Source organism: Streptomyces sp. NPDC046866 (assembly GCF_040704625.1).
Lineage (GTDB): Bacteria > Actinomycetota > Actinomycetes > Streptomycetales > Streptomycetaceae > Streptomyces.
Map to the genome: position 1 here is coordinate 173,166 of NZ_JBEYXN010000007.1, position 25,204 is coordinate 198,369.

General features: G+C 75.3%; 25 protein-coding genes and 2 pseudogenes. 18 read left to right on the plus strand and 9 right to left on the minus strand.

The window, feature by feature from the left end; genetic code table 11:
* Positions 1-62 precede the first annotated feature (62 nt).
* Positions 63-1,061, minus strand: a complete 999-nt coding sequence (locus tag AB0953_RS13795) for a GNAT family N-acetyltransferase (protein WP_366859652.1) — start codon at positions 1,059-1,061, stop codon at positions 63-65.
* 85 nt (positions 1,062-1,146) lie between these two features.
* Here AB0953_RS13795 and AB0953_RS13800 point away from each other — a divergent pair, with 85 nt between their 5' ends.
* From AB0953_RS13800 to AB0953_RS13810, 3 genes are all read left to right on the plus strand, one after another.
* Positions 1,147-2,595: an acyltransferase domain-containing protein gene (locus tag AB0953_RS13800; RefSeq protein ID WP_366859653.1), complete on the plus strand. Its 1,449-nt coding sequence runs from the start codon at positions 1,147-1,149 to the stop codon at positions 2,593-2,595.
* A gap of 163 nt (positions 2,596-2,758) precedes the next feature.
* Positions 2,759-2,956, plus strand: coding sequence for a hypothetical protein (locus AB0953_RS13805; protein WP_366859654.1), 198 nt, complete (start codon positions 2,759-2,761; stop codon positions 2,954-2,956).
* 112 nt (positions 2,957-3,068) lie between these two features.
* Positions 3,069-3,245: a hypothetical protein gene (locus AB0953_RS13810; protein WP_366859655.1), complete on the plus strand. Its 177-nt coding sequence runs from the start codon at positions 3,069-3,071 to the stop codon at positions 3,243-3,245.
* A 425-nt stretch (positions 3,246-3,670) separates the two neighbouring features.
* Here AB0953_RS13810 and AB0953_RS13815 read toward each other — a convergent pair whose 3' ends face one another.
* The 4 genes from AB0953_RS13815 to AB0953_RS13830 all read right to left on the minus strand — a co-directional run bounded on the left by AB0953_RS13815 (position 3,671) and on the right by AB0953_RS13830 (position 6,576).
* Entirely contained in the window at positions 3,671-4,402 is a 732-nt protein-coding gene (locus AB0953_RS13815; RefSeq protein WP_366859656.1) for a hypothetical protein, read from the minus strand.
* A gap of 49 nt (positions 4,403-4,451) precedes the next feature.
* Complete coding sequence (locus AB0953_RS13820; protein WP_366859657.1) at positions 4,452-5,060, minus strand: dihydrofolate reductase family protein; 609 nt, start codon at positions 5,058-5,060, stop codon at positions 4,452-4,454.
* A 129-nt stretch (positions 5,061-5,189) separates the two neighbouring features.
* The gene (locus AB0953_RS13825) at positions 5,190-5,903 is read right to left on the minus strand and encodes an SGNH/GDSL hydrolase family protein (RefSeq protein ID WP_366859755.1); all 714 of its coding nucleotides are present in this window, start codon (positions 5,901-5,903) and stop codon (positions 5,190-5,192) included.
* Between the two features lie 103 nt (positions 5,904-6,006).
* Positions 6,007-6,576, minus strand: coding sequence for a PadR family transcriptional regulator (locus AB0953_RS13830; protein ID WP_366859658.1), 570 nt, complete (start codon positions 6,574-6,576; stop codon positions 6,007-6,009).
* Between the two features lie 122 nt (positions 6,577-6,698).
* On the opposite strand from AB0953_RS13830, the gene AB0953_RS13835 reads away from it, so the two are divergent.
* The 5 genes from AB0953_RS13835 to AB0953_RS13855 all read left to right on the plus strand — a co-directional run bounded on the left by AB0953_RS13835 (position 6,699) and on the right by AB0953_RS13855 (position 10,296).
* Positions 6,699-7,130 carry a nuclear transport factor 2 family protein gene (locus AB0953_RS13835; RefSeq protein ID WP_366859659.1) on the plus strand — a complete coding sequence of 144 codons (432 nt, stop codon included), beginning with the start codon at positions 6,699-6,701 and terminating at the stop codon, positions 7,128-7,130.
* A 193-nt stretch (positions 7,131-7,323) separates the two neighbouring features.
* Positions 7,324-7,590 (plus strand): ABC transporter permease, encoded by a 267-nt coding sequence (locus AB0953_RS13840; RefSeq protein ID WP_366859660.1) that lies wholly within the window; start codon positions 7,324-7,326, stop codon positions 7,588-7,590.
* A gap of 203 nt (positions 7,591-7,793) precedes the next feature.
* Entirely contained in the window at positions 7,794-8,885 is a 1,092-nt protein-coding gene (locus AB0953_RS13845; RefSeq protein WP_366859661.1) for a mechanosensitive ion channel family protein, read from the plus strand.
* A 171-nt stretch (positions 8,886-9,056) separates the two neighbouring features.
* A complete protein-coding gene (locus AB0953_RS13850) occupies positions 9,057-9,488 on the plus strand; it encodes a DUF6153 family protein (RefSeq protein ID WP_366859756.1) in 432 nt (143 codons plus the stop codon).
* Positions 9,489-9,630: 142 nt separating this feature from the next.
* Positions 9,631-10,296: a DUF305 domain-containing protein gene (locus tag AB0953_RS13855; protein ID WP_366859662.1), complete on the plus strand. Its 666-nt coding sequence runs from the start codon at positions 9,631-9,633 to the stop codon at positions 10,294-10,296.
* Between the two features lie 154 nt (positions 10,297-10,450).
* Here AB0953_RS13855 and AB0953_RS13860 read toward each other — a convergent pair whose 3' ends face one another.
* Entirely contained in the window at positions 10,451-11,296 is an 846-nt protein-coding gene (locus AB0953_RS13860) for an alpha/beta fold hydrolase (RefSeq protein WP_366859663.1), read from the minus strand.
* A 116-nt stretch (positions 11,297-11,412) separates the two neighbouring features.
* Here AB0953_RS13860 and AB0953_RS13865 point away from each other — a divergent pair, with 116 nt between their 5' ends.
* Entirely contained in the window at positions 11,413-11,907 is a 495-nt protein-coding gene (locus tag AB0953_RS13865) for a helix-turn-helix domain-containing protein (protein ID WP_366859664.1), read from the plus strand.
* A 47-nt stretch (positions 11,908-11,954) separates the two neighbouring features.
* Positions 11,955-12,695, plus strand: a complete 741-nt coding sequence (locus tag AB0953_RS13870; protein ID WP_366859665.1) for a hypothetical protein — start codon at positions 11,955-11,957, stop codon at positions 12,693-12,695.
* Between the two features lie 14 nt (positions 12,696-12,709).
* Here AB0953_RS13870 and AB0953_RS13875 read toward each other — a convergent pair whose 3' ends face one another.
* On the minus strand, positions 12,710-13,066 hold the full coding sequence (locus AB0953_RS13875) for a helix-turn-helix domain-containing protein (RefSeq protein ID WP_366859666.1): 357 nt from the start codon (positions 13,064-13,066) through the stop codon (positions 12,710-12,712).
* A gap of 232 nt (positions 13,067-13,298) precedes the next feature.
* Between AB0953_RS13875 and AB0953_RS13880 the strand changes: the two genes are divergently transcribed.
* A complete protein-coding gene (locus AB0953_RS13880; RefSeq protein ID WP_366859757.1) occupies positions 13,299-13,604 on the plus strand; it encodes an STAS domain-containing protein in 306 nt (101 codons plus the stop codon).
* 823 nt (positions 13,605-14,427) lie between these two features.
* Here the strand turns inward: AB0953_RS13880 and AB0953_RS13885 are convergent.
* The gene (locus tag AB0953_RS13885; protein ID WP_366859667.1) at positions 14,428-18,069 is read right to left on the minus strand and encodes a hypothetical protein; all 3,642 of its coding nucleotides are present in this window, start codon (positions 18,067-18,069) and stop codon (positions 14,428-14,430) included.
* A gap of 225 nt (positions 18,070-18,294) precedes the next feature.
* On the opposite strand from AB0953_RS13885, the gene AB0953_RS13890 reads away from it, so the two are divergent.
* The 4 genes and pseudogenes from AB0953_RS13890 to AB0953_RS13905 form a co-directional block, all read left to right on the plus strand.
* Positions 18,295-18,423 carry a hypothetical protein gene (locus AB0953_RS13890; RefSeq protein ID WP_366859668.1) on the plus strand — a complete coding sequence of 43 codons (129 nt, stop codon included), beginning with the start codon at positions 18,295-18,297 and terminating at the stop codon, positions 18,421-18,423.
* Between the two features lie 277 nt (positions 18,424-18,700).
* Positions 18,701-19,123: an Hsp20/alpha crystallin family protein gene (locus AB0953_RS13895; RefSeq protein ID WP_366859758.1), complete on the plus strand. Its 423-nt coding sequence runs from the start codon at positions 18,701-18,703 to the stop codon at positions 19,121-19,123.
* Between the two features lie 94 nt (positions 19,124-19,217).
* Positions 19,218-19,613: a DUF2267 domain-containing protein gene (locus AB0953_RS13900; protein WP_366859669.1), complete on the plus strand. Its 396-nt coding sequence runs from the start codon at positions 19,218-19,220 to the stop codon at positions 19,611-19,613.
* Between the two features lie 81 nt (positions 19,614-19,694).
* Positions 19,695-19,812 (plus strand): annotated as a pseudogene (locus AB0953_RS13905) (IS5/IS1182 family transposase); the annotation flags it as partial.
* Between the two features lie 8 nt (positions 19,813-19,820).
* On the opposite strand, the pseudogene AB0953_RS13910 reads toward AB0953_RS13905, so the two are convergent.
* A pseudogene (locus tag AB0953_RS13910) lies at positions 19,821-20,294 on the minus strand (hypothetical protein); the annotation flags it as partial.
* Positions 20,295-20,333: 39 nt separating this feature from the next.
* On the opposite strand from AB0953_RS13910, the gene AB0953_RS13915 reads away from it, so the two are divergent.
* The 3 genes from AB0953_RS13915 to AB0953_RS13925 all read left to right on the plus strand — a co-directional run bounded on the left by AB0953_RS13915 (position 20,334) and on the right by AB0953_RS13925 (position 25,127).
* Entirely contained in the window at positions 20,334-21,335 is a 1,002-nt protein-coding gene (locus AB0953_RS13915; protein ID WP_366859670.1) for a WYL domain-containing protein, read from the plus strand.
* Between the two features lie 143 nt (positions 21,336-21,478).
* Complete coding sequence (locus tag AB0953_RS13920) at positions 21,479-21,784, plus strand: trypco2 family protein (protein ID WP_366859671.1); 306 nt, start codon at positions 21,479-21,481, stop codon at positions 21,782-21,784.
* A gap of 43 nt (positions 21,785-21,827) precedes the next feature.
* Positions 21,828-25,127, plus strand: a complete 3,300-nt coding sequence (locus AB0953_RS13925) for a trypsin-like peptidase domain-containing protein (protein WP_366859672.1) — start codon at positions 21,828-21,830, stop codon at positions 25,125-25,127.
* Positions 25,128-25,204 lie beyond the last annotated feature (77 nt).

Here is a 25,204-nt window from a genome sequence, read left to right on the forward strand (position 1 = left end):
GCGCCGTGCAGGGGTTCCCGCCCGTTCCGTGGGGCGGGCGGGAACCCGCGGCCCGGCCGGGGTCAGGATGCGGGCTCGTCCGCCCATATGAGGGCGTCGATCCGCCACGATCCGGAGTGGTTGCCCAGGCGGAACGTCTTGCGGCCCCAGGCGGAGAAGGGGATGCCGTCACGGACACCCCACTTGAAGTACTCCCCGGACCGCGTCGCGGTCCCGGCGGCCACCAGGGTCGTCGACGCCACCTCGATCTCCGTGAACTCGGTCAGCTCCGTCCCGTTGAGCAGGGCCAGGCGCGGCGCGAGGAACTCCTCGACGTCCATCCGGTCGACGGTGCCGTCGTCGGCGACCCGCTCGATCACCGCGCCCGGGGCGAGCACCGCGCGCGCCCCGTCCAGGGCGACCGCCTCTCCCCCGCGGCGGGTGAAGGCCGCGTAGAAGGCAGTGGCGGCTGCGTCGACGGCCTTCTCGTCGGCCGAACGCACCCTGGGCCGACGCCAGTCGGCGGCGAGGACCGCGAACCGCGAGGAGTGGCGCCAGGCGCCCTTGCGGTGGACGTCCTGGCGGCAGACGGCCTCGTGGCGCATGCCGATGCGGCGCATCAGCGCCGCCGAAGCGGTGTTCTGCACGCAGCAGACGCCGGTGACGCGGTGCCAGCCGAAGCTGTCGAAGGCCACGTCCAGGGCTGCCCTGACCGCCTCCGTGGCGATCCCGGTGCCGTGTACCTCGGGGTGGAAGGCGAAGCCGACCTCCCCGGTCAGCGGGGCCTTGTCGTCCCTCTTGAGCAGCACCTCCCCCACCACCCGGCCCGACTCGGCCTCCACGGCGAGGTCCAGCCAGTCGCCGGGTTCCGCGAGCGCCTCCCCGGCCATCATCCGCTCCAGGGTGCGCTGCGTGTCCTCCCGGGTGTGCGGCTCGTGCGGCAGGTACTGCGCGACCTCGGGCAGGCTGCGGTGGGCGTGGATCGCGTCCAGGTCGCCGGCCCGTACGGGCCGCAGGGTCAGCCGCTTCGTCCGTACGGGGTAGTCGGGGTGTACGGGTGCGTGCTCGGCCGGGTCGGTCATCGGGCTCCCCTCGTTCGATGGTGCCGCCCACCCTGCCATCCGGCCGGCCCGCGGGGCACCCCGGTCCCCGGCGTAGGTTGCCCGGATGGCCGTCAGCCCCCGCGACTACCTGATCCGCCCCGACGCCGGCGCCCCCGAGGGCGGCTGGAGGACGCCGCTGCCGACCCTGCCCGCACTCTTCGCCGCGGCGTACGCGGCGGGCGCGCTGACGCTGCCGCAGGCCGCCCGGGTCGCCGCCCTGCGCGCCCGCGCCGTGCGGCGGCTGCCGGCCGGGGCGATGGCGGCCGTGGCCCTGCCGGCACAAAAGCTGGCCGCCCTGCTGGCCGGGCGCAGCGGGCCGCCCCTGGCGGTGGCCGCCGAGAACGCGCCGCGGGCTTCGGTGGTCGCGGGGGATCCGGATGCGGTCGGCGCCCTGCCGGCGGAGCTGGGGGCACGGGGCGTCCGGGCCCGGCGGATCGCCGTGGACTACGCCTCGCACTGCGCCGCAGTGGAGCCGCTGGAGGCCGAACTGACCGAGGCCCCGGCCGGGTTGGAGCCGGCAGCGGTGTCGACTCCGTTCCTGTCGACCGCCGGGGCCGGCTGGCTGTCCGGGCCGGAGCTCACCGCGGACCACTGGTACCGGAACCTGCGCAGCCCGGTGCTGTTCGGCCCGGCCGTCGAAACGCTGCTGGAGGCGGGCTTGCGCACCTTCGTCGAGCTCGGCCCGCATCCGGTGCTGGCGTACGCGGTGCAGGAGACCGCCGGGCAGCCGGGCGCGGCGGCCTTCGCCACGGGCAGCCTGCGCCGCGGCGAGGGCGGTGTGCGGCGCTTCCTGCTGTCCGCCGCCGAGGCGTACGTCCACGGGGCGGAGGTCGACTGGGCCGCGGCGTACGGGGATCGCGGGAGGGCGGGCCCGCGGGCCTGGCCGGCCGGGGCGCTGCCGACGTACCCGTTCCGGCGGCGGCGGTACTGGCTCGCCGACCGCCGCACCGACCGCACCGACCGCACCGACAGCCGGGCCCGCAGTGCGCGCCGTCTCGGAGCGGCCGCGGAGTGCGGCGGAACTGCTGGCACTGGTACGGGAGTCCGCGGCCGCCGTGCTCGGCCACGCCGACGCGGACGCCGTGGATCCGGACCGGCCCCTCCTGGAGCTCGGCGCGACCTCGGGGCCGGCTGGGCCGCGCGCTGGACCTGGCGCCGCCCTCGGCGCTGGTGTTCGACCACCCGGCCGTACGCGGGCTGGCGGAGCACCTGGGGCAGCGGCTGCGCCGCGAGCGGGGGCAGGGGCCCGGCCGCCCCGGCCCGGGCGCCGCGCAGGACGGGGCGCTGCCGGACGGGCTGTCGGCGCTGTTCCGACGGGCCAGTGCCGGGGGCCGGGGTGCGGTCGCCGTGGAGGCGCTGGCCGCGGCCTCGCTCCTGCGGCCGTCGTTCACCTCTGCGCAGGCCGCCGCCGGGCCCGTGCTGCTGTGCGGGCACTCCTCCGGCGGGTGGACCGCCTGGGCCGTGGCCGTCCGGCTCGCGCAGCAGGGCCGTCCGGCGGCCGGCGTCGTACTGATCGACACTCCCTGGTACGGGGGATCCGTACCGGCGGACGACCTGTCGCGGGTGCTGGCGGCGGCCGAGCCCCGGCGGCACGCGGCGGGCGGCCCGGGGGCGGACGGGGACATCGGCACGCACCGGCTGACCGCCACCGGCGGCTACCTGCGCATCCTGCGGGGGTGGCGACCGGAGCCCCTGGCCCCGACACGCCGGCGCTGCTGGTGCGGGCCCGCGAGCCCGTCGGGCCGCCGGCCCGGTGGCGGCTGCCGCACACGGCCTTGGAGGCGGCGGGGGACCGCTTCACGAAGATGGAGGCGCACGCCGGGGAGACCGGCGCGGCTGTCGACCACTGGCAGAAGCAGGGGGCCGCCCCGTGAGAGAACCGGCTCCGTACTGCAACAGAAGTGCCATTACGCTTCGTGTTTACCTTGCGCCATTACGGTTACATCACGAGGTGACAGGCAATCAGTAACGACGGAAGGCAAGAACATGACCCTTGTCACCGTACTCATCCTCGCCGCCGTCCTCGGCTGCATCGCCCTCCTCGCGCTGGCCCCGGCGGCCCCGGCCAGACGCAATCCCGAGCCGGCCCGCCCCGCCGCGCCCGAGGTCCCCCGGCTGAAGACGGTCCCGGGGCAGCGCAGCATCCACCACCGCGCCGGCTGACCCCCGGGGAACGGACGGACATGCCCGACGGCTGTGACGGAGCCCGGGAGCATATCCAGCTCCCGGGCTCCTGTGGGCCACCCAATTGCGCACACCGGCGGCGTTTAAGAGTCGCGGGTCATTCTGAGATCGACGTGTTCTGCCTTTGAACTACCGCGCCGCGAAAGAGGCGCAGGGGGGACTTGAACCCCCATCCATCGATGATCGCCCGCGCTCGGTCGATCCGGTGTTCGGCGGCGAATACTGAGACTGGAGCGAGAATCTGAGATTTACGGGGCCGCCTCTGCCGGCTTGGGCCACCCCGGCTCGACGGGCCGGGGGAGGGATTCGAACCCCCACGTTGACACCCCATGGTCAGCTTCAACTTCAGTTTCAGCTTGCGCTTTTCGCGCACCCTCCCCGCTCAAAGGAGGGAGATGTGGAGGCTACCCGAAGAGGTAGCCGAACACCGCATCGCCGACCCGCTGGTCGGTGACGTCGACGCCGTTGGCCTCCTCACGGGCGTACTTGACGGCCTGCTGGAGCTTCTCGACGCGGTCGAGCAGTTCGTTCACGCGGCGCGCCGGGAGGGCACCGGAGAACTTCACCGTGGTCCAGTACCCGACGGGTACGTCCTCGTAGTACACCTCGACCTGCGCCGGGTGCTTGTCGGTGGCCTCGGCCTTGACGTGGTTGCGCGGCACCTTCTTGGTGCGGATCGTGCGGACCGGGTCGGTCTTCCACGCGTCCGTCGAGGGGTCGGCGCTCCACGACTCCGAGGCGTCCAGCACCGGCAGCTTGCGCACGAAGGTGTGCAGGTCCGTGAGCTGCTTCTCCAGGAAGAGCAGGTACGGCACCGGCACCTGCGGCAGCAGGACCGTTCCGTCGACCACGACGTCCGCGGCGGCCGAGCGGTTCGCCCAGTCCTTCGTCGCCGTCACGTCGAACAGCCGCGTCAGGGTCGCCGCCGTCGTGCGCAGGACGTCCTCCGCCTTGACCTGCACCCGCGTGGACTCGGGCGGCAGCTGCTCGCCCTCCTCGTCCTTGGGCTGGTACGTGCGGGAGATGCCGGCCAGCAGGGCGGGCTTCTGGACGTCGTGATGGGCTTGGGTCAACTCCTGCAGAGACTTGGACTTGACGCCCTTCTCCACGGCGATGATCTGATTCAGCTTCGGCACACCGAGAACCTAACAGTCGTCACGTGCGCAGCACATCCGGATTATTGCGCTACGGGGCCGCCGGCCCCGCCTGGGCGGCCGGGCGGTAGGTGGAGACCAGGACTCCCGCCGGGCTGGTGGTGGAGGAGACCAGGTGGAGGGTGCGCAGGCCCCCGTCGGCGGGGAAGATCGACTTGCCGCCGCCGACGAGCACGGGCATGACCATCAGGCGCAGTTCGTCGACGAGGCCCTCCTCCAGCAGGGAGCGGACGAGGGTGGGGCTGCCCAGGACGCCGAGGTCGCCGCCCTCGGCCGCACGCAGCTCGCGGATGCGGGCGGTCGCCTTGTCCGCGGGGATCAGCGCGGAGTTCCAGGTGAGGTCGGCTTCCGTGAGGCTGCCCGAGACGACGTGCTTGGGCAGGGAGTTCATGCGGTCGGCGAACGGGTCGCCGGCCCGGCCGGGCCACGCTGCGGCCATGGTCTGCCAGGTGCGGCGCCCGAACAGCAGGCCGTCGGCCCGGGAGACGGCGTCGGCGAACGCGCCGCCGACGACCTCCGGATCGAAGAACGGGTGGGTCCAGCCGCCGTGGGCGAAGCCGCCGTCGCGGTCCTCGTCGGGGCCGCCGGGGGCCTGCACGACGCCGTCCAGGCTGATGAACTCGCTGACCACGATGCGCATGGGACCTCTCCTGTTGCTCTGGCGGCTCGTGCCGCCCTCCGTCACCCCGGCCGGCTCGATTCTCCGGAGTTCTCCCAGGGAAGACCGGTGCGGCGGCGGCGAGTCATCGCACCTGAGGAGTGATCCCGGTCACACCGGGAGCAGGTCGGGGCGTTTGGCGGTCCGGCCCGCGCCCGAGGAGCGGCCGCGCAGCCGGCGCAGCAGCCACGGCCCGAGGAAGGCCCCCGCCCAGCGGAGTTCGGCCGCGGCGGCCTCCAGGCCGCGGGCGCGCCGGGCGGGCGGGAGCGGGTGCGTCCAGGAGTCGTCGCTGCCGGGCAGGCCGAGGGCGTGGGCGACGGCGGCGGCGATCCGGGCGTGGCCCAGCGGGCCGGCGTGCAGCCGGTCGGCGCTCCACAGGCGGGGGTCGGTGACGACGGGGTGGCGGGCGGTCTCGGCGACGGCCACGCCGTGGCGGCGGGCGGCTTCGCGGATGCGGTGGTTGAGGGCGGTCACGCGCGGGCCGAGCGGCCGGGCCAGCGGGGTGACCTGGGCGACGTCGGGGAAGGTCACGGTCGCGACGCGTGCGCCCCGGGCGGTGAGCGCGGCGAAGACGGCCTCCAGGTGGCCGGCCACCTCGTCGGCGTCGAAGCGGGGCCGCAGCAGGTCGTTCATGCCGGCGACGACGGTGGCCAGGTCGGGGCGCAGCGCGAGCGCGGGGGCGAGCTGCTCCGCGTGCACCTGGCCGGCCAGGCGGCCGCGGACGGCGAGGTTGGCGTACCGCAGGCCGGGGTTGCCGCGGGCGAGGTCCTCGGCGAGGCGGTCGGCCCAGCCGCGCAGGCCGGTGCCGTCGTCGCCGTCGCCCACGCCCTCGGTCTGGCTGTCGCCGAGGGCGACGTAGCGCGCATACGGGCCGGGGGGCCCGGGCCGGTCGGGCCCGTCGCGGTGTCCGGTCCGGTCGCGGCGGGGTTCACTGCTCTGCACGGGCGGCCTGCCTTTCGTGGAGGACGGTGCGGGTGCGCTCGCACCATTGCCGGTTGACCTGTTCGTACGCGAGGCCGGCCAGGCACGTCAGGTACGGGCCGACCCGCTCGCCGTGGCGCAGGAAGTCCTCCTCGCTGCGCTCGCCGCGCATGGTGTGCAGGAGCCGGTCGAACAGCTCGGCCTTGGCACGGGCGAGGGCGGCGCGCTCGGCCAGCTGGGCGAGGAGCGGGCCGGTGTCGACGTGGTCGGCGGCGTGCACCTTCACCACCAGGTCGTCCCGCATGAAGGAGGGCTTGGCGGCGGCCTCCGTGAACCGCTCCAGTTCGGCCAGCCCGGCGTCGGTGACCGTGAAGAGACGCTTGTTGGGGCGGGTGTCCTGGACCACTTCCCGACCGCTGACCAGGCCTTCCCTCTCCAGTTTGGCGAGCTCGGTGTACAGCTGCTGGGGCAGTGCGTGCCAGAAGTTCGCCACGCCCACGCTGAAGGACTTGGCCAGTTGGTATCCGCTCAGTTCCGCGTCGAGCAGGGCCGCCAGCACGGCGTGGCGCAGGGCCATGGGGCTCGCCTCCCGGTCGTTTCCGTCCCCGCCCCCTATGCAGGGGCGCTCCCCTCATGGTACTCAGAAACCTGAATAGTCACATCCTTGAGTATGTCCGAGCTTGGAGGAGCGCGCGAGCCATGAACACCAAGACAGCCGACCGTTTCCGCACCGCCGTCGACGACCGCGACCTCGGCGCCCTGGAAGAGCTGTTCACCGAGGACGTCCGCCTGTTCAGCCCGGTGAAGTTCGTCCCCTTCGAGGGCCGGCCGATGGTCCTCGGCCTGTTCGGGGTCCTGCTGCGGACTTTCCAGGACTTCCGCTACGTCGGCCGCTTCGACGGCAGCTCGCAGACCAGCGCGGACGGCTCCGAGAGCCCGTCGGCGGTCCTGCTGTTCCGGGCGACGGTGAACGGCCGCGAGATCCACGGCATCGACCTGCTGCACTTCGCCGAGGACGGCCGCATCAAGGAGTTCACGGTCATGGTGAGGCCGCAGTCCGCCGTCCACGCCCTCGGAGAGGCGGTCCTGGCCGGACTGGTCGCGGACGGCCTGGTGCCGCAGGCCGGCTGACCCGCGCCGACGGCATGGTTTGACCTTCCTGCGGGGCGCGCGGAGACTTGATGACGAGGCGTCCGCGCGCCCCGCAGCCGTACGGCGGGGACGCCGTCGGCGCCCGACACCCGACATCCGCTCCGGGCCCGGACCCGACCCCCCGGCCGCAGGCCGTCGTGCGCGTCCGGGCAGGAGACGGGGGAGGTACGGCATGGCCTTCCGCACCCACCACCCGGCGCCCGGAGGAACCGTCCGCCCGCGCTTCTGGGTCGAGACCGTCCTCGGAAGCCTGTCCGGGCTGCTCTTCCTGGTCACGCTGGCCTGGCCCGACTGGATCGAGCTCCTGTTCGGGGTGGAGCCGGACGCGGGCAACGGCGCGCTGGAGTGGCTGATCGTGGCCGTGACGGCGCTGGTCGCCCTCGTGTGCGCCCTGGGCGCCGGGATCGAGTGGCGCAAGGCCCACCCGGCGGGATCCTGACCGGGCCCACCTGCGGGACCTGCTTCGCCATGCGGCAGGATGACCACGTTCCGGATGCGTCCGCAGCAGCGCGCACGCATGCCCGAACGCGGCTCCGTGCACGACGAACTGACAGGTGGCAAGGTGACGACGACTCACTTCATACGACGCCCGGCAGCATCCCCCGCCGCTCCCGCGGCCCGGCGCGCGACGGAGGGCGTCCGTTGACCCGGGAGCTCGTCCTGCACGACTGGCTGGCGGCCGGCATCGCCCTCGTGGCCGGCGCCGCGGCCGCCCTCGTCCTGCGCGCCGTTCTCAAGCGGCTCGCCCAACACGCCGAGAAGACCCGGTGGGCGGGCGACGACATCATCGTCGACGCGCTGCGGCCCGTCGCCCCGGGAGCGGCCCTCATCGGAGGCGCCGCGGTGGCCGCCTCGCTGCTGCCGCTGACCGCGCGGGTCTCGGGGTTCGTGAACCAGTCCCTGACGGCCGTCCTCGTCCTGATCGCGACGCTCAGCACGGCCCGGGTCATCACCGGACTCGTCCAGTCCCTGGCGCAGTCGCGGACCGGCGTGGCCGGCTCGGCCACCATCTTCGTGAACATCACGCGGATCGTGGTCCTGACGATGGGCTTCCTCGTCGCACTGCAGACGATGGGCGTCTCCATCGCGCCCCTGCTCACGGCGCTCGGCGTGGGCGGCCTGGCGGTCGCGCTGGCCCTCCAGGACACCCTGGCCAACCTGTTCGCAGGCGTGCACATCCTCGCCTCGAAGACGGTGCAGCCCGGCGACTACATCCGCCTCACCAGCGGTGAGGAGGGGTACGTGGTCGACATCAACTGGCGCAACACGGTGGTCCGCAACCTCTCGAACAACCTGGTCATCATCCCCAACGGGCGCCTCGCCAAGACGAACATGACCAACTTCACCCAGCCCGAACAGCAGCTGTCGATCCTGGTGCAGGTGGGCGTGGGATACGAGAGCGACCTGGAGCACGTGGAGCGGGTGACCCTCGAGGTCGTGGACAGCGTGATGGCCGACATCAACGGCGCCGTCCCCGACCACGAGGGCAAGGTCCGCTTCCACACCTTCGCGGACTCGCGGATCAACTTCACGGTGATCCTGGGCGTCGGCGAGTTCAGCGACCAGTACCGGATCAAGCACGAGTTCATCAAGCGGCTGCACCGGCGGTTCCGGGCCGAGGGCATCTCGATCCCCGCCCCGACCCACACGGTCGCCCTCCACCAGGAGGCCCTGACCGCGGCCGCCGCCCTGCCGCCGGTCCCGCACCAGCGCGAGACCTCCCCGTCCCTCTGACGCCGGGCGCGGCGGGGGCGGCGCCCGCCCGGGGGCGGCGCGCGGGCGCCGCCGGATCGCGGTGTGCAGGCGGTGCCCGCTCGCGGCGCGCGGGCAGCCGGGCGGTGCCGGATCGCGGAATGCGGGTCGCCGCGGGGATTGCGGGGCCGGGGGCCGTACGATGGGGCCGTGATCCATGCCGCGCCGCCGACGAGCCGCCGCCCCGCCGGGCGCGGCTTCGTGCTGCTGGTGCTGGCCCTCCTGGCCGGCGTGCTCGGCATGCACGCGCTCTCCCCCGCCCCGGCCCGCGCTGCGGCTGCGGTTCCGGCCGCCGCCCACCACGGCGCCCGCCACGGCACCCACGAGGCCTCCGCCTCCGCCTTGCGGTCCGGGCCCGAGGACCACGGGGGCTGTGCCCATCCCGACGGGGGCTCCGGCCACCTGCAGCACGCCGACGCGACCTGCGCCGCGGCCGGGACCGTCTCCCCCTATGTGCCGCCGGCACTGACCGCCGCCCTCGCCGAGGCCGCCGCGCTGCCCCCGCTCTCCGGGACGGCACCGCGGTCGGCGCTGAGCGGCCGGGCTCCGCCCGATCTGGCCGAGTTGCAGCTCCTGCGGATCTAGAGCAGCCCGCGCGGCCGCCGCACCCCGGAACCGACGTCCCCGACGTCGACCGGCGGCGGCGCCGTGCCCGCGGACACCTCTTCATCCGTACCTCGCGCGCGCCCCGTACCGGGTGGGCCGCGCATCAAGGAGTCACCTCACCATGAGCAGCAAGCGTTCCCTCGCCCGCCGTGCCACCGCCGTCGTCGCCGCGGGGGCAGCCGCCCTCGTCCTGGCGGCCTGCGGCGCTGACACGGCCGGCGACAACTCCGCCGGCCACAGCGGCGGACACCCCGGCGGCGGCACCGCCCCGTCCGCTTCCGCGCCTGCCTCCGCGCCCGCTGCCCAGGGCGGCCACAACGCGGCGGACGCCGTCTTCGCCAAGGGGATGGTCCCGCACCACCGCCAGGCGGTGGAGATGGCGGAGCTGGCGGCCGCGCGCGCCGAGTCCGGCGAGGTCAAGAAGCTCGCCGAGGACATCAAGAAGGCCCAGGACCCGGAGATCAAGACCCTGTCCGGGTGGCTGGCCTCCTGGGGCGAGCAGGTGCCCGCCGAGGGCGCCATGGACCACTCCGCGCACGGCGGGTCCGGCACGGGTGCCGGCATGATGAGCGCCCAGGAGATGGACCGGCTGAAGGACGCGACCGGGAAGGCCTTCGACACCGCCTTCATGGAGCTGATGATCAAGCACCACGAGGGCGCCGTGGCGATGGCCAGGACGGAGCAGGCCGAGGGCGTCTTCCCCGAGGCCAAGACCATGGCGCAGGCCATCGTCACCTCGCAGTCCGCCGAGATCGCGCAGATGAGGAAGCTCCTCGGCAACGGCTGACGCACGGCGCCGGGAGGCGGCACGGCCGGCGGGCGCCGCTGATGCGGCCGCCGGTCCGGCCGGTCCGCCCGCCGGTGCGGCCGGTCCGGGTGCGGGTGCCGGAGAGGCACCTGCACCCGGGTGGCCGCCCCGGGCGGGCCCCGGCGGGCGCCGCTCACCCCAGGAAGGCGGCGATGCGGTCGTACGTCTCGGCGGGTATCTCCGTGGGCAGGGCGAAGTGGGTGAGCTGCGGCAGCGTCTCGACGTGCGCATGCGGCACGGCACGCCGGGCGCGCGCCTCGACGGCCGCCGCCCGGTGGACGGCGCTGCGTCCGGCGAGGAGCACCAGCAGCGGGGCCCGCAGCGGGGAGGGGTCCGGCCGCCGGCCCACCACGGGGCGCCGGCCCGCGGACGCCTCGGCCGCCACGGCGTAGAGCCGCTTCCACTCCGGGTCGGTGTCGGTGCCGGCGGTCTCGCGGTCCAGGAAGGCGAGCGCGCGCTCCGCTGTCGGCCGTACGAGCAGGGGAAGCGAGCGCAGCAGGAACCCGGGGCGGAATCCGGCGAAGCACTGCGTGGGGTCGAGCAGCACCATCCGGTCGACGCGGTGCGGGCTGTGCAGGGCGTACGTCAGCGCGATCCAGGCACCGTACGAGTGCGCCAGCAGGTGGACACGGTCGAGCCCCAGGGCGTCGATCAGCGCGTCGAGCCAGGCCATCAGATCGGCGGGGGTGCGCAGCGCCGGCCCGGCGGGGACGCTGCGGCCCGCGTCGCCGAGGATGTCGACGGCCAGGATCCGGTGGCGCGTGCCGAGGGCTTCGGCCGTCCGGAACCAGACGGTCCCGGTGGCCCCGCCGCCGTGCAGGAGCAGCACCGGACTCCCGCCGCCGGGCCCGAAGGCGTGCACGCGGGTGGTGCCGTACGGGGTGGGGACGTCCAGCTCCTCGGTGCCGGCGGGCCAGCGGGCGAGCAGGGCGTCGTACGCGGCATGGAACGCGGCTTCGGCATCGGCGGACGGGGACACGGCTTCCTCCGGACACGGTCAGGGAAAAGGACGGCGCAGCAAGCCGGCGAGCGGGCAGCAGCCGGCAGCGGCGGTTTCGTTTGACCAACTCTCTCGCTGAGCGAGATACTAGCCCAGTGAGCAATGACATCCCCCCGGAGATGCGCCTGGTCCATCTCCTGCGTGCGGTGACCGTGGAATTCGACCTGCGCGGGGCCGAGTTCGCGGCCGCGCACGGCCTGCATCCGACCGACCTGCGGGCGCTGATCTGGCTGCTGGATGCCGGCCGGGCCGGCACCAAGGCCACGCCCGGCCGGCTGGGCGACGCGCTGCGCATGAACTCCGCCGGGGTGACGTCCCTCGTGGACCGGCTGGAGCGGCTGGGCCTGGTCCGCCGGGAGCGTGACGGGCAGGACCGGCGCCGCGTCCTGCTGACGGTGGAGCAGAAGGCGGTCGACCTCGGCTGGTCCTTCTTCGGCCCGCTCATCGGGAACCTGGTCGCGGCCGCCGACGACTTCACCCCGGCGGAACTGGACGTCGTCCACCGCTACCTGAGCGCGGCCCTGCACGCGACCGCAGCGGAGGGCACCGCTTCCCTCGCGCCCGGGAAGACGGAACCGGACATGGCCTGAAATGCGTTGTCTCCCCGAGGAGCCGAACGACTTGGAGGGGACGACACATGCGGCCGACCGAAGGGAGCAGAGGCCCCAGGGGCCCGGAAAGGGCCTGGCCCGGCTTCCACTCGAAGCCGTCGCCCGACGGCGAGCCCGGTGGGCGCCTGGTCTTCCCGGCCCCGGTGCCCCCGGCGCTGCGGGCCCTCGCCGACGAGGTCCTGGCCGCCGACTGGCCGGTCCGGCTGGCGTTCCGGAGCTCGCGGGTCGCGCTGCTCGACACGCTCTGCCGCTGGCAGACGCTGCGCGCGCTCGCCTACCTGCACCTCCTGGCCTCCGGTACGGCGCAGGAGCCGGCGCTCCTCGACGACCTGCGGGTGGTCCCCGGCCGGGAGACCGCCGCCCACCCCGGGCTGCCCGACCTGCTGGCCCGGCTGGAGCGGACCGCCGCGGACCTGCCGCCGGAGCTGCGCGACGCGGTGGTGCGGGAGGGCGGCGGGCTGCTCGCCGGCAACCGGTTCGCAGCCTCGGTCCTGGCCGCCGGGCTCACCTCCGACTCCCGTCCCTCGGACACGGACGAGGCCGTCTCCCGCGCGGTGGTCCTGTCCGCCTACTGGTACGAATCCCCCGCCCAGCGGGGCGGTCTGGCGCTGGCATGGAGCGCCCACCTGTTCGTGCACTCCTGGCTGTGGTGGTCCGCGAGCTTCACGTACGGCGACCCGGCGGGCGGCATCGGCATCACCAGCGACCCGCGGCCGCCGCGCCCCGCCGGCCGGGACCTGCCGGCCTGGGCGGCGCCCCTGCTGTGACGGCCGGGCGGGGGCTACACCCCGTCCGGGCCGGCGGGGAGGTCGGGCGACCCTGCGCCGTTGCGGTGCGGCCCGGCGAGGAGGGCGAGGAGGCCCTCGACCTCGTGGCCCGCCTCGGCGGGGTGGCGGAAGAGGGAACCGGGGACGATGGCGTAGCGGTTGCGGCGGCCGTCGTCGCTGCGGGGTGCGCGCTTGAGGTACCCGGCCTCCTCCAGGTCCGCGATGATCGACTGCACGGTCCGCTCGGTCACTCCGCAGGTCAGGGCCACGTCGCGGAGCCGCATGCCGGGGTCGCGGGAGACGGCGAGCAGGACACGGGCGTGGTTGGTCAGGAAGGTCCACTCCGGGTGTCGGGTACGCGCTTGTCGCATGGATCCATTCTGTCCCCTTTTGCTGCTTGATGCGATCGCCTGAGGCATTTTTCAGGTAATTATTGACGCATAACGGACCTCTGCGCACAATGCTGTCCAGGCACCCGATCGGTTCCTGGAGGGGCACATGAATCCCTTCACCGCAGCCGTCCGCCAAGCGGCGTCAGGGTCCACGACCGGGCCCGTCTGGGCGCTCCGGGGAGGCGAGGACGTCGAGGATCCCGGCTTGGCCGTGACCGTGACCTCCTCCGTGAGCGGCGTCATGGTCGTCGCCGTCAGCGGAGAGATCGACCTGAACAGCGCCGCGTACCTCCGGCAGGCCTTCGCGGCCGCCCTGGCCGCCTGCCGGGACGGGTGCGAGATCGCCATGGACCTGTCGGCCGTCACGTTCTGCGACTGCTCCGGCCTGAACGCCCTGCTGCGGGCGCGCCGCCGCGCCCGGGACGAAGGCGTCACCCTGACCATCAGCGCGGCCGCCCCGCCGGTCGGCCGCCTGCTGGAACTGACCGAGACGGCCCACCTCTTCGGGAACCCATAGCCCCCGCCCGGTCCGCCCGCCCTGCCTGGCCCGCGAGGGAGCGGCCGCCTGCCGCGCGGCCCCCGCCGCGCGAGCGAGCGGCCCCGCAAGTGCACGGGCAGGGCGATGTTCCGGGCGGCCGTCAGGACGGCAGGAGATCGCGGGCGGGTGAGTGGACGGCATCCTGCTCGACGCCGCCGCCCGCCGGAACGCCGCTCGGCCCTGCCCCTGGGCGGGAACCCAGGTGGCGCGGGCCGCTCCGGCTCGGCCGACCGCAGCGCGCACGGTGGTCCCGCTGAGCCGGTACGAGAGCCCGCCGGCGGAGGGAGGCGCTGCGAGCAGTGCCCCGAGCACACACCCGGGGCAGGCAGCCGGCGGGTGCGTTCCCCCGCTGCCCCGGGCCGCGAGCCGTCGCAAAACCAGGCCGGACCGGCGCAGCCGGAACCCCGGGGCTCCGCCCCAGACCCCGCGCCTCAAACGCCGGCGAGGCTGAAGGGGCGGACCCCCGCTCCGACGGCGAACGCCCACACCCGGTACCGGCGGTGCCGGACTCCGCGAACGGCGGTCAACCGAATGCCCGCCAGCCGCTCCCCCACCCCGCGCACCTGCCAACCCGCCGGCGGGATCGGGCACCCCCTGAGGCAGCGCTGGCACAGGCGCAGGGCCTGGGGCAGCGCCCCAGAAGCTCCCCGCTCCCGCCCACCCCGAGAGCCGCCCGCACCCACGACGAGGGCCCGGCCGAGCCAGCCCGCCGGCGGTGGAGGCGCAAGGCGCCGGGGCAGGGCGGCGAGGCACGGCGGGGGCCGCTCACCCGCAGCCGTCCGCGGTGGCGGGGAGGCGGCGGTCAGGTCAGGAGGGTGGTAATCGGCGACAGCGGGGGCCAGTTCGGGTCGCGGTCCGTGAGGCGGGCCGTCACCCGGGCCCAGGCTTCGGGGTCGGTGCCCAGCCGGGCGGCGACCAGGCCGGCCAGGGCCTCCACGGCGGCACGGGCCTGCGGCGGGGCGTCCGACCGTCGTGAGGCCCCGCTCAGGTACGCGAGGACCAGCGCGGCCGGGGCCACCCCGTCCAGGAGGTCGGAGGCCTCGAGGTGGCCCGAGGCCAGCAGGCCGTCGAACTGCGTGGCGGCGGCGCAGCCGTAGCGGCCGCCCAGCCCGTACCGCGCCCGCGCCCGCGTCAGCTCCGGCCACTCGGGCAGGCCGTCGGGTCCGGGCTCCTCCATCAGCTCGGCGTGGCGGAGCCGCAGCGCGGCCGGCGCGTCGGGATGGCGGACGACGTACTGCCAGTGCGGCAGCGGCTCCTCCGCGTGGGCGGCCTCCACGGCCTGCCAGTCGATCCCGTACAGCCGGTCCCCCAGCACACCGGTGGTCTGCCAGTGGCGACCGGCCTTCCGCAGCCGTGCGATCAGCTTGGCGGGAGCCAGCTCCCGGTCGGCGCGGGCCCGCAGCACGGCGGCGGGGTCGGCGGACTCCAGCGCCTTCACGCAGAGTGTGGCGGCGGCCTGGCCGAGGACTCCGCGGGCGACGAGCGCCGCGAGCCGGTCGGGTCCGCCGTGCTCGCACAGCCGGAGGCAGCCGAGCACCTGCTGGGCGAGGCCCAGGTCGGTGCGCCGGGCGAAGACCTCCTCGATCAGGTCCGGTTCGGCCGAGGACAGCCAGCGCGCGCCGCCGACCGGCCCGGCCGACGGGTCGGCCCGCAGCGCGGCCAGTACCCGCGCCCCGAGCCCCTCCTCCGGGCGCGCGCCGCCGGGGCGGGAGCGGGCCACGATGCGACGGGCGACCTGCGGCGTGGTGCCGTGCCGCAGCAGCGCGAGGTCGACGTCCGGCTCGCCGAGGTCGGCCAGCAGCTCCCCGGCGCCCGGGGACAGCCACCGGGTCTGGGAGGCGAGGACGCGCAGGGCCTGCGGATCGCGCCCGGCCAGCAGCCGGTCCAGGACTCCGCGCGGGGTGCGGTCGTGCCGCAGCAGGTAGGCGGCGAGCAGCCAGGGCCCGTCCGGGCCGAGCCGCGGCAGGACGGCGTCCACGACCTCCGGGTCATCGGCCACGCACAGCAGGGTGCCGATGGGCCAGAGCCACAGGTGGCTGCCGCGCTCGGCCAGCCGGACGGCCTCGTCGGGCGTCCCGGGGCGGGCGGTGGTCGAGCCGGCCGCGCTCTCCTCCAGCGGCCGGTACCCGGCGGGCGGCGTCTCGCCGGACCGGGCCAGGCGCAGCAGCTCCACCCAGCCGGGCCCGCCGACCGGCGTGCCGGAGGCGGTGGCGTCCGCGGGCCCGCCGGCGGCGGCCGCGGTGTCGGCGAGCCGCAGCCAGGCGTCCGGGTCGGTGCCGAGCCCGTCGCGCAGCAGGCGGGCGGTCTGGGCGCGCCAGGCGGCGGCGAAGGCGAGGCGGCGCCAGTCGTGCGGGAGTTTCAGCAGGTGGCGTGCGGGGAGCTCGGCCGCGAGTTCACCCGCCTGGACGATGCCTTCGGTGTAGGCCCGTTCGAGGGGCTGGACGCCGTTGCCCCAGGTGGTCACGGGCGCGGCCCAGACTTCCTCGGGGGTGGGCGCGGTCGGCCAGGAGCCGTGGGGCGGTGCGATGCCGTGGGCCGTGCAGGCCCGGACGAGCCACTGCGGGGTGGCGAGTCCGGGGGCGGTGTCGCGGTGGTGGTGGGCGAGGAAGTGCAGCACGCCCGGGTCGGCGGGGAGCGGGACTTCGCCGGGGGCGAGGGAGCGCAGGAGGTCGAGGGCGGCGAGGGCAGCCCCCATGCGGGGGCCACGGGGAACGGCGGGCGCCTCAGCCGCCTCGGCCTCGGCCGCCTCCGCCGCTGCCCCTGCCGCCTCCCCTGCCGCTGCCTCTGCCGGGCCCCGGTCCGCGGGGGTGCCCGCGTCGCCCTCCTCCCGGCCGCCGGCGCCGCCGGTCGGCGGGGCGGCGGTCTTGCCGGCTTCGGCGATCGCCTCGTTCAGCGTGCCGGGATACCCGGGCAGGAGCGCCTCGAGCGCGGCCCAGGCCTCGGGGCGTGCGCCGAGCAGCCGGTCGACCCGCTCGTGCAGCGCGGCGACGGCGGCGTCGCCCAGCAGGTTCCGCGCGGCCAGCCGGTCCAGGGCGTGCAGGGCGTGCGCAGCCGGGTGGGCGGTGCGGATCAGGTCGACCGGGTCGAGCAGTCCCGCCGCGGCCATGCCCTCGGCCCACAGGCCGGCATGGTCGTCGAGGGCCTCCCCGGCGAGGCGCTGCGCCGGCGGGGCGGTGTTGCCGGCGCGCCGGCCGCCCGTCCGCCAGGGTGCGTTGAGGGCGCTGAGCCGGAAGGCGAGCCGCTGGGTGTCGTCCGCCGCCTCGTGGCGGGCCAGTTCCTCGCTCGCCTTCGGCATGAACGGCGATGCGGCGTGGGCGGCCGCGAGGGCCTTCACATCGTGGACGTACGGCTCGGACAGCAGGTCGCGCAGGCTGCTCGTGCCGCGCGTGGTGGCCAGCAGGGCGGGCAGCCGGGCGGGGTCCTCGTACGGCTCGCACCGCTCGCGCAGCGCGCGCAGTGCCTCCCCCGACCCGTCGTCCGCGGCGAGGGCGTCGGCCACCGCGGAGACGACCGCCCGGTTCAGACACCTCGCGACGCCGGGGTCGTCGAGGAGGGTCCGCACCGCTGCCGGGCCGGTGCGCTCCCAGACCCGGACCAGGGCGTACTGCTGGGCGACACCCCGCGCACCGCCGGCCAGCGCGCGGGCGGCGAGCCGCGGATCGCCGGATCCGAGGAGCGGGGCGAGCCAGGTGTGCGGCACGTCCGCGCCCCGGTCGGCCAGTTCGGCGTGCAGCGCCTCGTCCATGGGGATCCGGTCGAGGCGGTGCACGAGGGTGCGGCGCAGGGACTGGGTGGCGCGCGGGTTGCGGTAGACGGCGGCTCCGACCTGCGGGTCCCCGGTGTCCAACAGCCGTGCCAGGACGCGGCTGTCGAGGCGGGTGTGGCGGGCGAGGGCGGTCCGGGTGCGGGCATCGCCGTACTCGGTGACGGCGGCGGTCACGGCCGGGCCGGGCAGGGAGCCGGTGGCCAGCAGTCCGTCGAGGGTCCGGTCCGGCAGGGCGGCCAGGGCGGCGGCCGCGTCCTGCGGTCGGGCGTGCTCCAACAGCAGGGCCAGGGTGGCGTGGACGCTGCGGGGCGCGGGTCGGCGCAGTGCGCCGTGGCGTGCCGGTGCCGGTGCCGGTGCCGGTGCCGGTGCCGCCGGCGGTGGTACGTCGGCCAACAGCTCGGGCAGCGTGCCGCGGTGGGTCGCGAGGGCGTCGTGCAGGCCGAGCCAGCGGTCGCCGTCCCCGCCCAACCGCTCACGTACCAGCGCCTCGAGGTGCTGCGCCGTCTCCGCGTCGGGCCCGCCGGCGGTGGCGAGGGCGCCGGCCGCCGCCCGGGCGGGCCGCCCTTCCACCACGGCCCGCAGCGCAGCGCCGGCCGGGGCTGCGGCCGGCGCCTCCCGGCGCGGGACGAGGAGGGAACGCAGCGTCGGCGCGGCCGAACTGTCGTACGAGGTACTCATGGAGCCATGCTAGGAAGCGGGTCTGACATCCCGTTCCCCATGCTCCGGCCAGATGGAACACGCTCCACCCACCGGCCCGGACGCGGTGCTCACGGAGGTCCGGGCAGTCACCGCCCGGACCGCTGCACCCGGTTCGCGGATGCGCCGCCGGGACTGGTACCGGTCGAAGCCAGCCCCTCCGTCGGTGCCGGACTCACCGAGGAGCACGACGAGACGCTCGTTCCGGTGGTCGAAGCGATCGAGGGTGAACCCTTCACCCCCTCGGACAACGCGGTGGTCTACAGGGCCGACGGCTCTGAACTCCGTCCCGCAGCCGCCAGCGCCGGATACCTGGAGCGCTATGACGAAGCGTGAAGGCTATGGGCCGTGCTGCTGGCCCAGGAGCGGCTGCGGGCCGATCTGCGGATCCAGCAGCCCGCAGCGCGCTCACCGAGACACGCCGCCGGCTTGCTCCCCGCCTCGAAACGGCCGCAGGCCCCGTTGCCCTCATGCCCCCGCAGGCGCCCTTCCGCATGGGTCCGACCAGCCCCGTGACAACCTTGAGCCAACGCTTGTCAAGTTTGCTGCGGCGAGCTATATAGGAATCGTCGTCGACATGTGCATCCCCCCTTTGAGGAAGGAGTGACCGATGATGCTCATGCGAACCGACCCCTTCCGCGAGTTGGACCGCCTCACCCAGCAGGTGCTGGGCACCGCGGCGCGGCCGGCCGCCATACCGATGGACGCCTTCCGCAGCGGCGACACCTTCGTCGTCGAGCTGGACCTGCCCGGCGTGGACCCGGAGGCGATCGACCTCGACGTCGAGCACAACGTCCTGACGGTCAAGGCCGAGCGGCGCCCGAGCGCCGACGCGGACAGCGAGGTCCTGATCGCCGAGCGACCGGCAGGGAGCTTCAGCCGCCAGCTGTTCCTCGGGGAGACCCTGGACACCGAACGCATCGACGCCGCCTACGAGGCCGGCGTCCTGCGGCTGCGGATCCCGGTCGCCGACCAGGCCAAGCCCCGCAAGATCGCGATCAGCGGCGGCGACACGCACCAGCAGATCAGAGGCTGAACCGGCAGCGGCGGTCAGGAGCCGAAGACGGGGCTGCCGCCCGTGCGGCAGCCCCTCGCTGCGGCGGCCGCCCCTTTGTGTCAGGAGGAAGGTCATGCGCATGAAGTGGGACGCGTTCCTGGCCGCAGTCCAAGAGCGCGGAGAATACGCCACGACGGAAGAGGCCGAGCGATCCTCCCGCGTCGTGCTCGCACTGCTCGGTGCACACCTGGTGGGCGAGGTGCGGAACGAACTGGCCGCCCGCCTCCCCGAGACGCTGGCGCTGGTGCTGCTCAACCCGCTGCAGTCACACGAACCGCTGTCGCCGGAACGGTTCATCCGGGCGACAGCGGCCTGGATCGAGGGGGCTACCGAGAAGACGGCGACCTGGGATGTCAGCGCCGTGCTCAGTGTCGTCGCCGACGTCGCCGGCGACGACCTGATGAACCGGATCCTGCTCCAGCTCCCCGCGGGCTACGACCTTCTCTTCGGTCGTCCTCAAGGAAACTGACCAGCACGCGCACCCTCCCAGCAGCGCGCCCGGCCCCACCCGAGGCGGGGCCGGGCCGGAGCCCCGGAACGACGCCACAGGGTGGTCCTGGCCGACGAGACCTACTCGTCCCGGGCGATCCGCAGCCACCTGCGGCGGCGCGGAATCCGGGCAGTGATCCCGCAACCCGCGGAACTAGGCACCGGCGTGGAGGCGCGGGCTGGTTGCGGTGCTGCCCGGGGGGAGGGTGTCGGCGAGGTACGCGTCCAGGTCGGGGGTCCCGGCGGCCAGGAGGTGGCGGACCCAGGCGTCGCGTTCGTGGGCGAGGGGCGGCAGTTCCCAGACGCAGCCGACCAGGGACCGGTCCAGGCGGACGAAGTGCGTCGGGTCGCGGTCCGGGCAGCCGAGCACCGGCTGCCCGGCCGCCCCGCCCACGAAGTGCAGGGCGTTGTCCCAGACCCAGCTGTACACGTTCAGGTAGGCCCCGTCGTCCCCTCCCCGGTGGAGGACGAGGAAGCCGCCCGGCGGTGTCCCGTCCGGTTCGGGGAGGGTGCGCAGGAGCTCGGGCAGGAAGCGGTACGCCGCCGCCTCCACCTCCGGTTCGATCCCGGCCGGGTCGGCGGTGACGTGGTAGCGCTTGATCCGCCGGCCCGCGACCTCGATCGGGGGCCGGGTGGTGAGGAGCTTCTCGTCGAAAGGCATGGATGGACCGTAGGAGGCCTTCACTGACATCTTGTGGCAGTGAAGTCCAGCCGCCTCGTCATGATCCTGCTCCTGCTCCAGACACGGGGGCGGATGACCGCCGCCGAGCTCGCGCGGGAGTTGGAGGTGTCCGTGCGCACCGTCTACCGGGACGTGGAGGCGTTGGGTGCGGCCGGTGTGCCCTTGTACGGGGATGCGGGGCACCGGGGCGGGTACCGCCTGCTCGGCGGGTACCGGACGCGGCTGACCGGGCTCAGCAGTGGTGAGGCGGAGGCGCTGTTCCTGTCCGGGGTCCCCGGTCCGGCCGCCGAACTCGGCCTCGGGCGGGACCTGGCGGCGGCGCAGCTGAAGCTGCGGGCGGCGCTGCCGCCGCAGTTGCGGGAGCAGGCCGACCGGATGCGGGCGCGGTTCCACCTCGACGCGCCCGGCTGGTACGCCCGCGGCACGCAGGTGCCGTTCCTGCCGGAGGTCGCGGACGCGGTGTGGCGGGGCCGGGTGCTGGAGGTCCGCTACCGCCGCTGGAAGGAGCCGACCGACGTGGACCGCCGGCTGCGGCCGTACGGGCTCGTGCTCAAGGCGGGCCGCTGGTACGTGGTCGCCGCGCCGGCCGAAGGGTCCCACGCGTGCCCGGAACCCGGGCCCGAGCCCGCGCCGCGTACGTACCGGGTGGACCAGATCATGGAGCTGGCCGTCACCGCCGAGGAGTGCGCGCCTCCGCCGGGATTCGACCTCGCCGCGCACTGGGAGCGGGCCCGGGAGGACTTCCGGGCCCGGCTGTACCGGGCGCAGGCCGAGGTGCGGCTCTCCCCGCGCGGGCTGGCCCGCCTGAACGCCGACGACGCGGCGGCCGTGGCGGCCGGCGGAGTCCCGGATCCGGAACTGGCGGGCTGGACCCGTGCCGTGCTGCCCGTGGAGTCCCCGGACCACGCGGTGGCCGCGTACCTCGCACTGGGGGCCGACATCGAGGTGCTCGGGCCGCCCGAGCTGCGCGCCCGCATCGCCGCCACCGCGGCGGCGGTGGCCGAACGGCACCGGGTCTGACCGGATCCGGCGGTCATTCAACCGACTCGCGTACAAGGGGGGTTGGCGCTGAGTACGGTGGCGGCGGCGTGCGGGACGCGGTGCTCGGGTACCGGGTCCTGTCGTGCGCCGTGCGTGTTCGAGTCGGGCCGAGGGGATGCCGCGTGATCGAGCTGTCGACCGTCATCAAGGACCTGCGGGAAGAGCTGGAGCAGTCCATCGCCGAAGCGCAGGGCAAGAGCCTGCAGTTCGAGCTGGGGGCGATCGAGCTGGAGGTGTCGCTGGCTCTGGAGCAGAGCGCCGGCGGGAAGGGGAAGGTGAGGTTCTGGGTGGTGGACCTCGGGGTCGACGGGTCCGTGAAGAGCAATGCGGTCCAGCGGGTGAAGCTGTCCCTCCAGCCGACGGTCGAGGTGGGCGGCGTCAGGACCAGCGCCTTCGTGTCCGGCCGGGCCGGCTCGATTGAGCAGTAGCCGCCCGCTTGCCCCGTCGGCGGGGCTGGACGAGCGGCGGGCCGTGCAGATCGTCACCGCGTGCCGGGACGGCAGCGGCAAGCGGGGCTCCGGTTATCGGGTGCGGCCCGGGCACGTGCTGACGGCGGCCCATGTCGTCGACGACGCCCGGGACGTCCGGGTCCGCTTCGTGGACGGCCGGGGCGGGATCACCGACGTCGAGGCGGCCACGGTGTTCCTGCACGGCCGGCTCGACATCGCGGTCCTCGCCCTCCGTCCCGCCGGGGGCGGGCCCGGCGGCCCGCCGCCCCCGGCGGACGGCGCGATCCGGTACGGGCGGCTCGGCCGCTCGGCGCCCTGCGAGGCGGTGGGCTTCCCGCGGTTCAAGCTGCGCCACGGGGTGGGGCCGGACGGGGCCGGGTTCGAGTACCGGGACTCCCGGCACGCCCACGGCCTCGCCGCCGCCCAGTCGGGGCGGCGCGAGGGCACCCTGGAGCTGATCGTCGACCCGCCCGGGGCCGATCCCCTGGCCGGTCCGGGTTCCGCGTCGCCGTGGGAGGGGATGTCGGGGGCCGCGGTGTGGAGCGGCGGCTGCCTGATCGGCATCGTCAGCGAGCACCGGCCCACCGACGGTACGGGGACCCTGACCGCCAGCCGGGTGGACCGCTGGTACGGGATCCTCACCGACGGCGAGCGCACCGCCCTGCACGGTCTGATCGGGCTGCCGGCCGGACCGGCCGGGCTCGCGCCTGCCGACGCGCACGCGCGGCAGGTCCACGCGTACCTGGGTGCGGCCCTCGCCTCCACCCGGGAACACCCGTACGTCGGCGGCACCATCGGGGCCGGTGCCCCGCCGCTGGCCGACATCTACCTGGGCCAGCGGGCCCGCCTCCGCCCTCTCGGCCTCGGCGCCGGCCGGGTCGCGGCCCGGGAACTGACCGCCGAGGAGGCCGTGCGCCGGATCGGCACCCAGGAGGCGGGTGTCTCGGTCCTCATGGCGGGGCCGGGCGGCGGCAAGACGACCTTCCTGCGCATGGCGCTGGCCGAGGCCGCCCGCCGCCGCCTGAGCGGGGACGGGGCCTCTGCGCGGGCGGGCGTGTCGCCCGTGCTGCTGCAGGCCGCCGACCTGCTGTCCAAGGAGCCCCTGCCGCAGGTCCTCTCCCGTGCGGTCACCCGGGACCTGAGCCGGTTCGGGCTGCTCGAAGGGCCCGGCGCCGACCTGTTCCGGGAGGAAGCGGAGCCGGGAGTGCCGTGGCTGGTGATGGTGGACGGGCTGGACGAGATCCTGCTGCCGCAGGCCCGCCGCGAGGCGTTGCAGACCCTGGCGGCGTTCGTCGGCCGCGCCGAGCCGGCGACCACCTCCGGGGCTGCCCCCGTGCCCGCCCCCGGGTCCGCCCCCGTGCCCACCCCCGGCGGCAGTCCGTTCCGCTTCGTGGTCGCGACGCGGCCGCTGCCCGCATCCGAGCTCGGCATCCTGGGCGAGGACACGCCGGTGCTGGAGCTGTGCCCGTTCGACCGGCCGGAGTTGCGCTCCCTCGCCGTGAAGTGGTTCCGCGCCACCGGCCATGCCGCACCCGAGCAGGCCGCGGACCGGTTCGCGCAGACGAGGGCCGCCCCGCCCGCGACGGGGCTCGGCACCGTACCCCTGATGGCGGCCATCCTGTGCGCCCTCGGTTCCGCTGCGCCGGACGAGCCGCTGCCCGCGCACCGCGGCGACCTGTACCGGCGGTTCGTCGACGCCCTCGCCGACCGGCACCACGCCGCCGGGATGTCCGGCATCCAGAAGCAGATCCGCCAGGCCCTGGAAGGCTACCCCTCCGCCGTGCTCGACCGGGCGCAGGAGACGGTCGACCGGTTCTTCGCCCTCGTCGCGCGCCTCGCCGCACGGCAGGCGGGGCAGGCCCCCCACGCCCGCGCGGAGTCCGACCTCCTCGAAGCGCTGCTCGGCTTCCCGGAGGCCGCGTGGCCCGGACTCGTACCGGAGGAGACGTGGGCCCGTTTCCTCGCGGACCTCCTGCGGCGCAGCGGGCTGTTCACCGAGGACGAGTCCGGCTTCGCCTTCCTCCACCGGACGCTCGCCGACTACTTCGCGGCGCAGGCCGTCGCCGGGGACCCCGCACTGCTGCGGAAGGAGCTGCGGCGGTTCCTCGGCTCCCGCCGCCCCGAGCGGCCCCGCAGCCGTCGCGCCCGGCTGGACCTGCGGACGGCGCAGCTGTCGTACGTGGGCTTCCTGCTGGACGCGGCCCCGGAGGATCCGGCCGGGCCCGGCTCCCGCGCCCTGCACCGGCTGGCCCGGGGCGCCGACGCGGGCCTGCCCGATCTGGAGTTCATCGCCGCGCAGGCCAGGCTGGGCACGCGGCTGCCGCCCGACATCACCGCGCGGACGGCTTCGGCGCTGGCCGCGCTGGCGACCCGGCGGAGCCTCTTCCGCGACGAGCTGCGCGCCGCCGTGGCCTTGGCCGACCTCGACGAGGAGCGGGCCCGGGCGCTCCTCGTCCGGATCGCCGAGGACGAGGACGGCGGGGGCGCCGTGCCGCCGGTCGCCTCCCGGCCCGGCGCAGAGGCGACGGGCCTGCGGATGCTGCGCCTCTACAGCGGCGTCGCCCGTATCCAGGCCGCACTCCGGCTCGCCGAGAGCGGCGACGGGCGCGGCACCAAACTGCTGCTGGAACTGGCCCATTCCGACGCCGTGGCCCCGCTGGCCCGTGCCCACGCGGCCGGGGCCCTCGCCGGGCTCGGGTACGCGGGGGCCGGTGAACTGCTGCTGTCCCTGGCGAAGGACACCGGCTTCGACGGCAGCGGGCGCGCGCTGGCGGCCCGCCTGATGGGGGTCCGGCTCGGCGACCGGCGCGCGCACCGGATCCTCGCGGACATGGCCCGCGACCACGCGCTCGATCCCGTCTCCCGCGTCAATGCCGCCCATGCGCTGGCGCGGCTGGGGGACTCGCGGGGCAAGCCCGTCCTGGCCGAGCTCGCGCGGCCGGTCAGGGGGCCGGCCTCGACCCCGCACGAGATGCTCGTCCGTTCCTTCGTACGGGTCAAGGCGGCCCGGCTCCTGGCCGAGCTGGGCGAGCCGCGGGCGACGGAGCTGCTGCAGAAGCTGGCCCACGACGAGAGCGTGCTGTCCTTCTACCGCCGCCGGGCCAAGGCCGTCCTGGTCATGGTCCACCGGGGGGTCATCCGGTCCGGGTACGAGAGCGGCGCCGAGGAGGACCTGCTCCGGCTGGACGCGGACATCCGGGAGCGGACGTACGGCCGGCTCGCCCGGTTCCTGATGGCGTGTGTGATCCTCCAGCAGCGGCTCCACCTCCCGTTCCTGTTGCGCCGCCTGGAACGCAGGGCGGCAGTGCCCCCGCCGTCGTGACGCCTCGCGGGCGGCCGCTCTCCGCCCGTCGGGCCGTCCCGCGCCGTGCCGTGGCGGGCCGCCGGGGCGCAGGGCTC

What these genes read in the sequence shown, in the direction of transcription:
- AB0953_RS13820 (WP_366859657.1), bottom strand. Translation starts at nt 5,060, where the DNA reads ATGCGCATCGTGGTCAGCGAGTTCATCAGCCTGGACGGCGTCGTGCAG.
- AB0953_RS13870 (WP_366859665.1), top strand. Translation starts at nt 11,955, where the DNA reads ATGCGGCCGACCGAAGGGAGCAGAGGCCCCAGGGGCCCGGAAAGGGCC.
- AB0953_RS13835 (WP_366859659.1), top strand. Translation starts at nt 6,699, where the DNA reads ATGAACACCAAGACAGCCGACCGTTTCCGCACCGCCGTCGACGACCGC.
- AB0953_RS13800 (WP_366859653.1), top strand. Translation starts at nt 1,147, where the DNA reads ATGGCCGTCAGCCCCCGCGACTACCTGATCCGCCCCGACGCCGGCGCC.
- AB0953_RS13885 (WP_366859667.1), bottom strand. Translation starts at nt 18,069, where the DNA reads ATGAGTACCTCGTACGACAGTTCGGCCGCGCCGACGCTGCGTTCCCTC.
- AB0953_RS13830 (WP_366859658.1), bottom strand. Translation starts at nt 6,576, where the DNA reads ATGGCCCTGCGCCACGCCGTGCTGGCGGCCCTGCTCGACGCGGAACTG.
- AB0953_RS13810 (WP_366859655.1), top strand. Translation starts at nt 3,069, where the DNA reads ATGACCCTTGTCACCGTACTCATCCTCGCCGCCGTCCTCGGCTGCATC.
- AB0953_RS13795 (WP_366859652.1), bottom strand. Translation starts at nt 1,061, where the DNA reads ATGACCGACCCGGCCGAGCACGCACCCGTACACCCCGACTACCCCGTA.
- AB0953_RS13900 (WP_366859669.1), top strand. Translation starts at nt 19,218, where the DNA reads ATGCGCATGAAGTGGGACGCGTTCCTGGCCGCAGTCCAAGAGCGCGGA.
- AB0953_RS13895 (WP_366859758.1), top strand. Translation starts at nt 18,701, where the DNA reads ATGCTCATGCGAACCGACCCCTTCCGCGAGTTGGACCGCCTCACCCAG.
- AB0953_RS13855 (WP_366859662.1), top strand. Translation starts at nt 9,631, where the DNA reads ATGAGCAGCAAGCGTTCCCTCGCCCGCCGTGCCACCGCCGTCGTCGCC.
- AB0953_RS13875 (WP_366859666.1), bottom strand. Translation starts at nt 13,066, where the DNA reads ATGCGACAAGCGCGTACCCGACACCCGGAGTGGACCTTCCTGACCAAC.
- AB0953_RS13840 (WP_366859660.1), top strand. Translation starts at nt 7,324, where the DNA reads ATGGCCTTCCGCACCCACCACCCGGCGCCCGGAGGAACCGTCCGCCCG.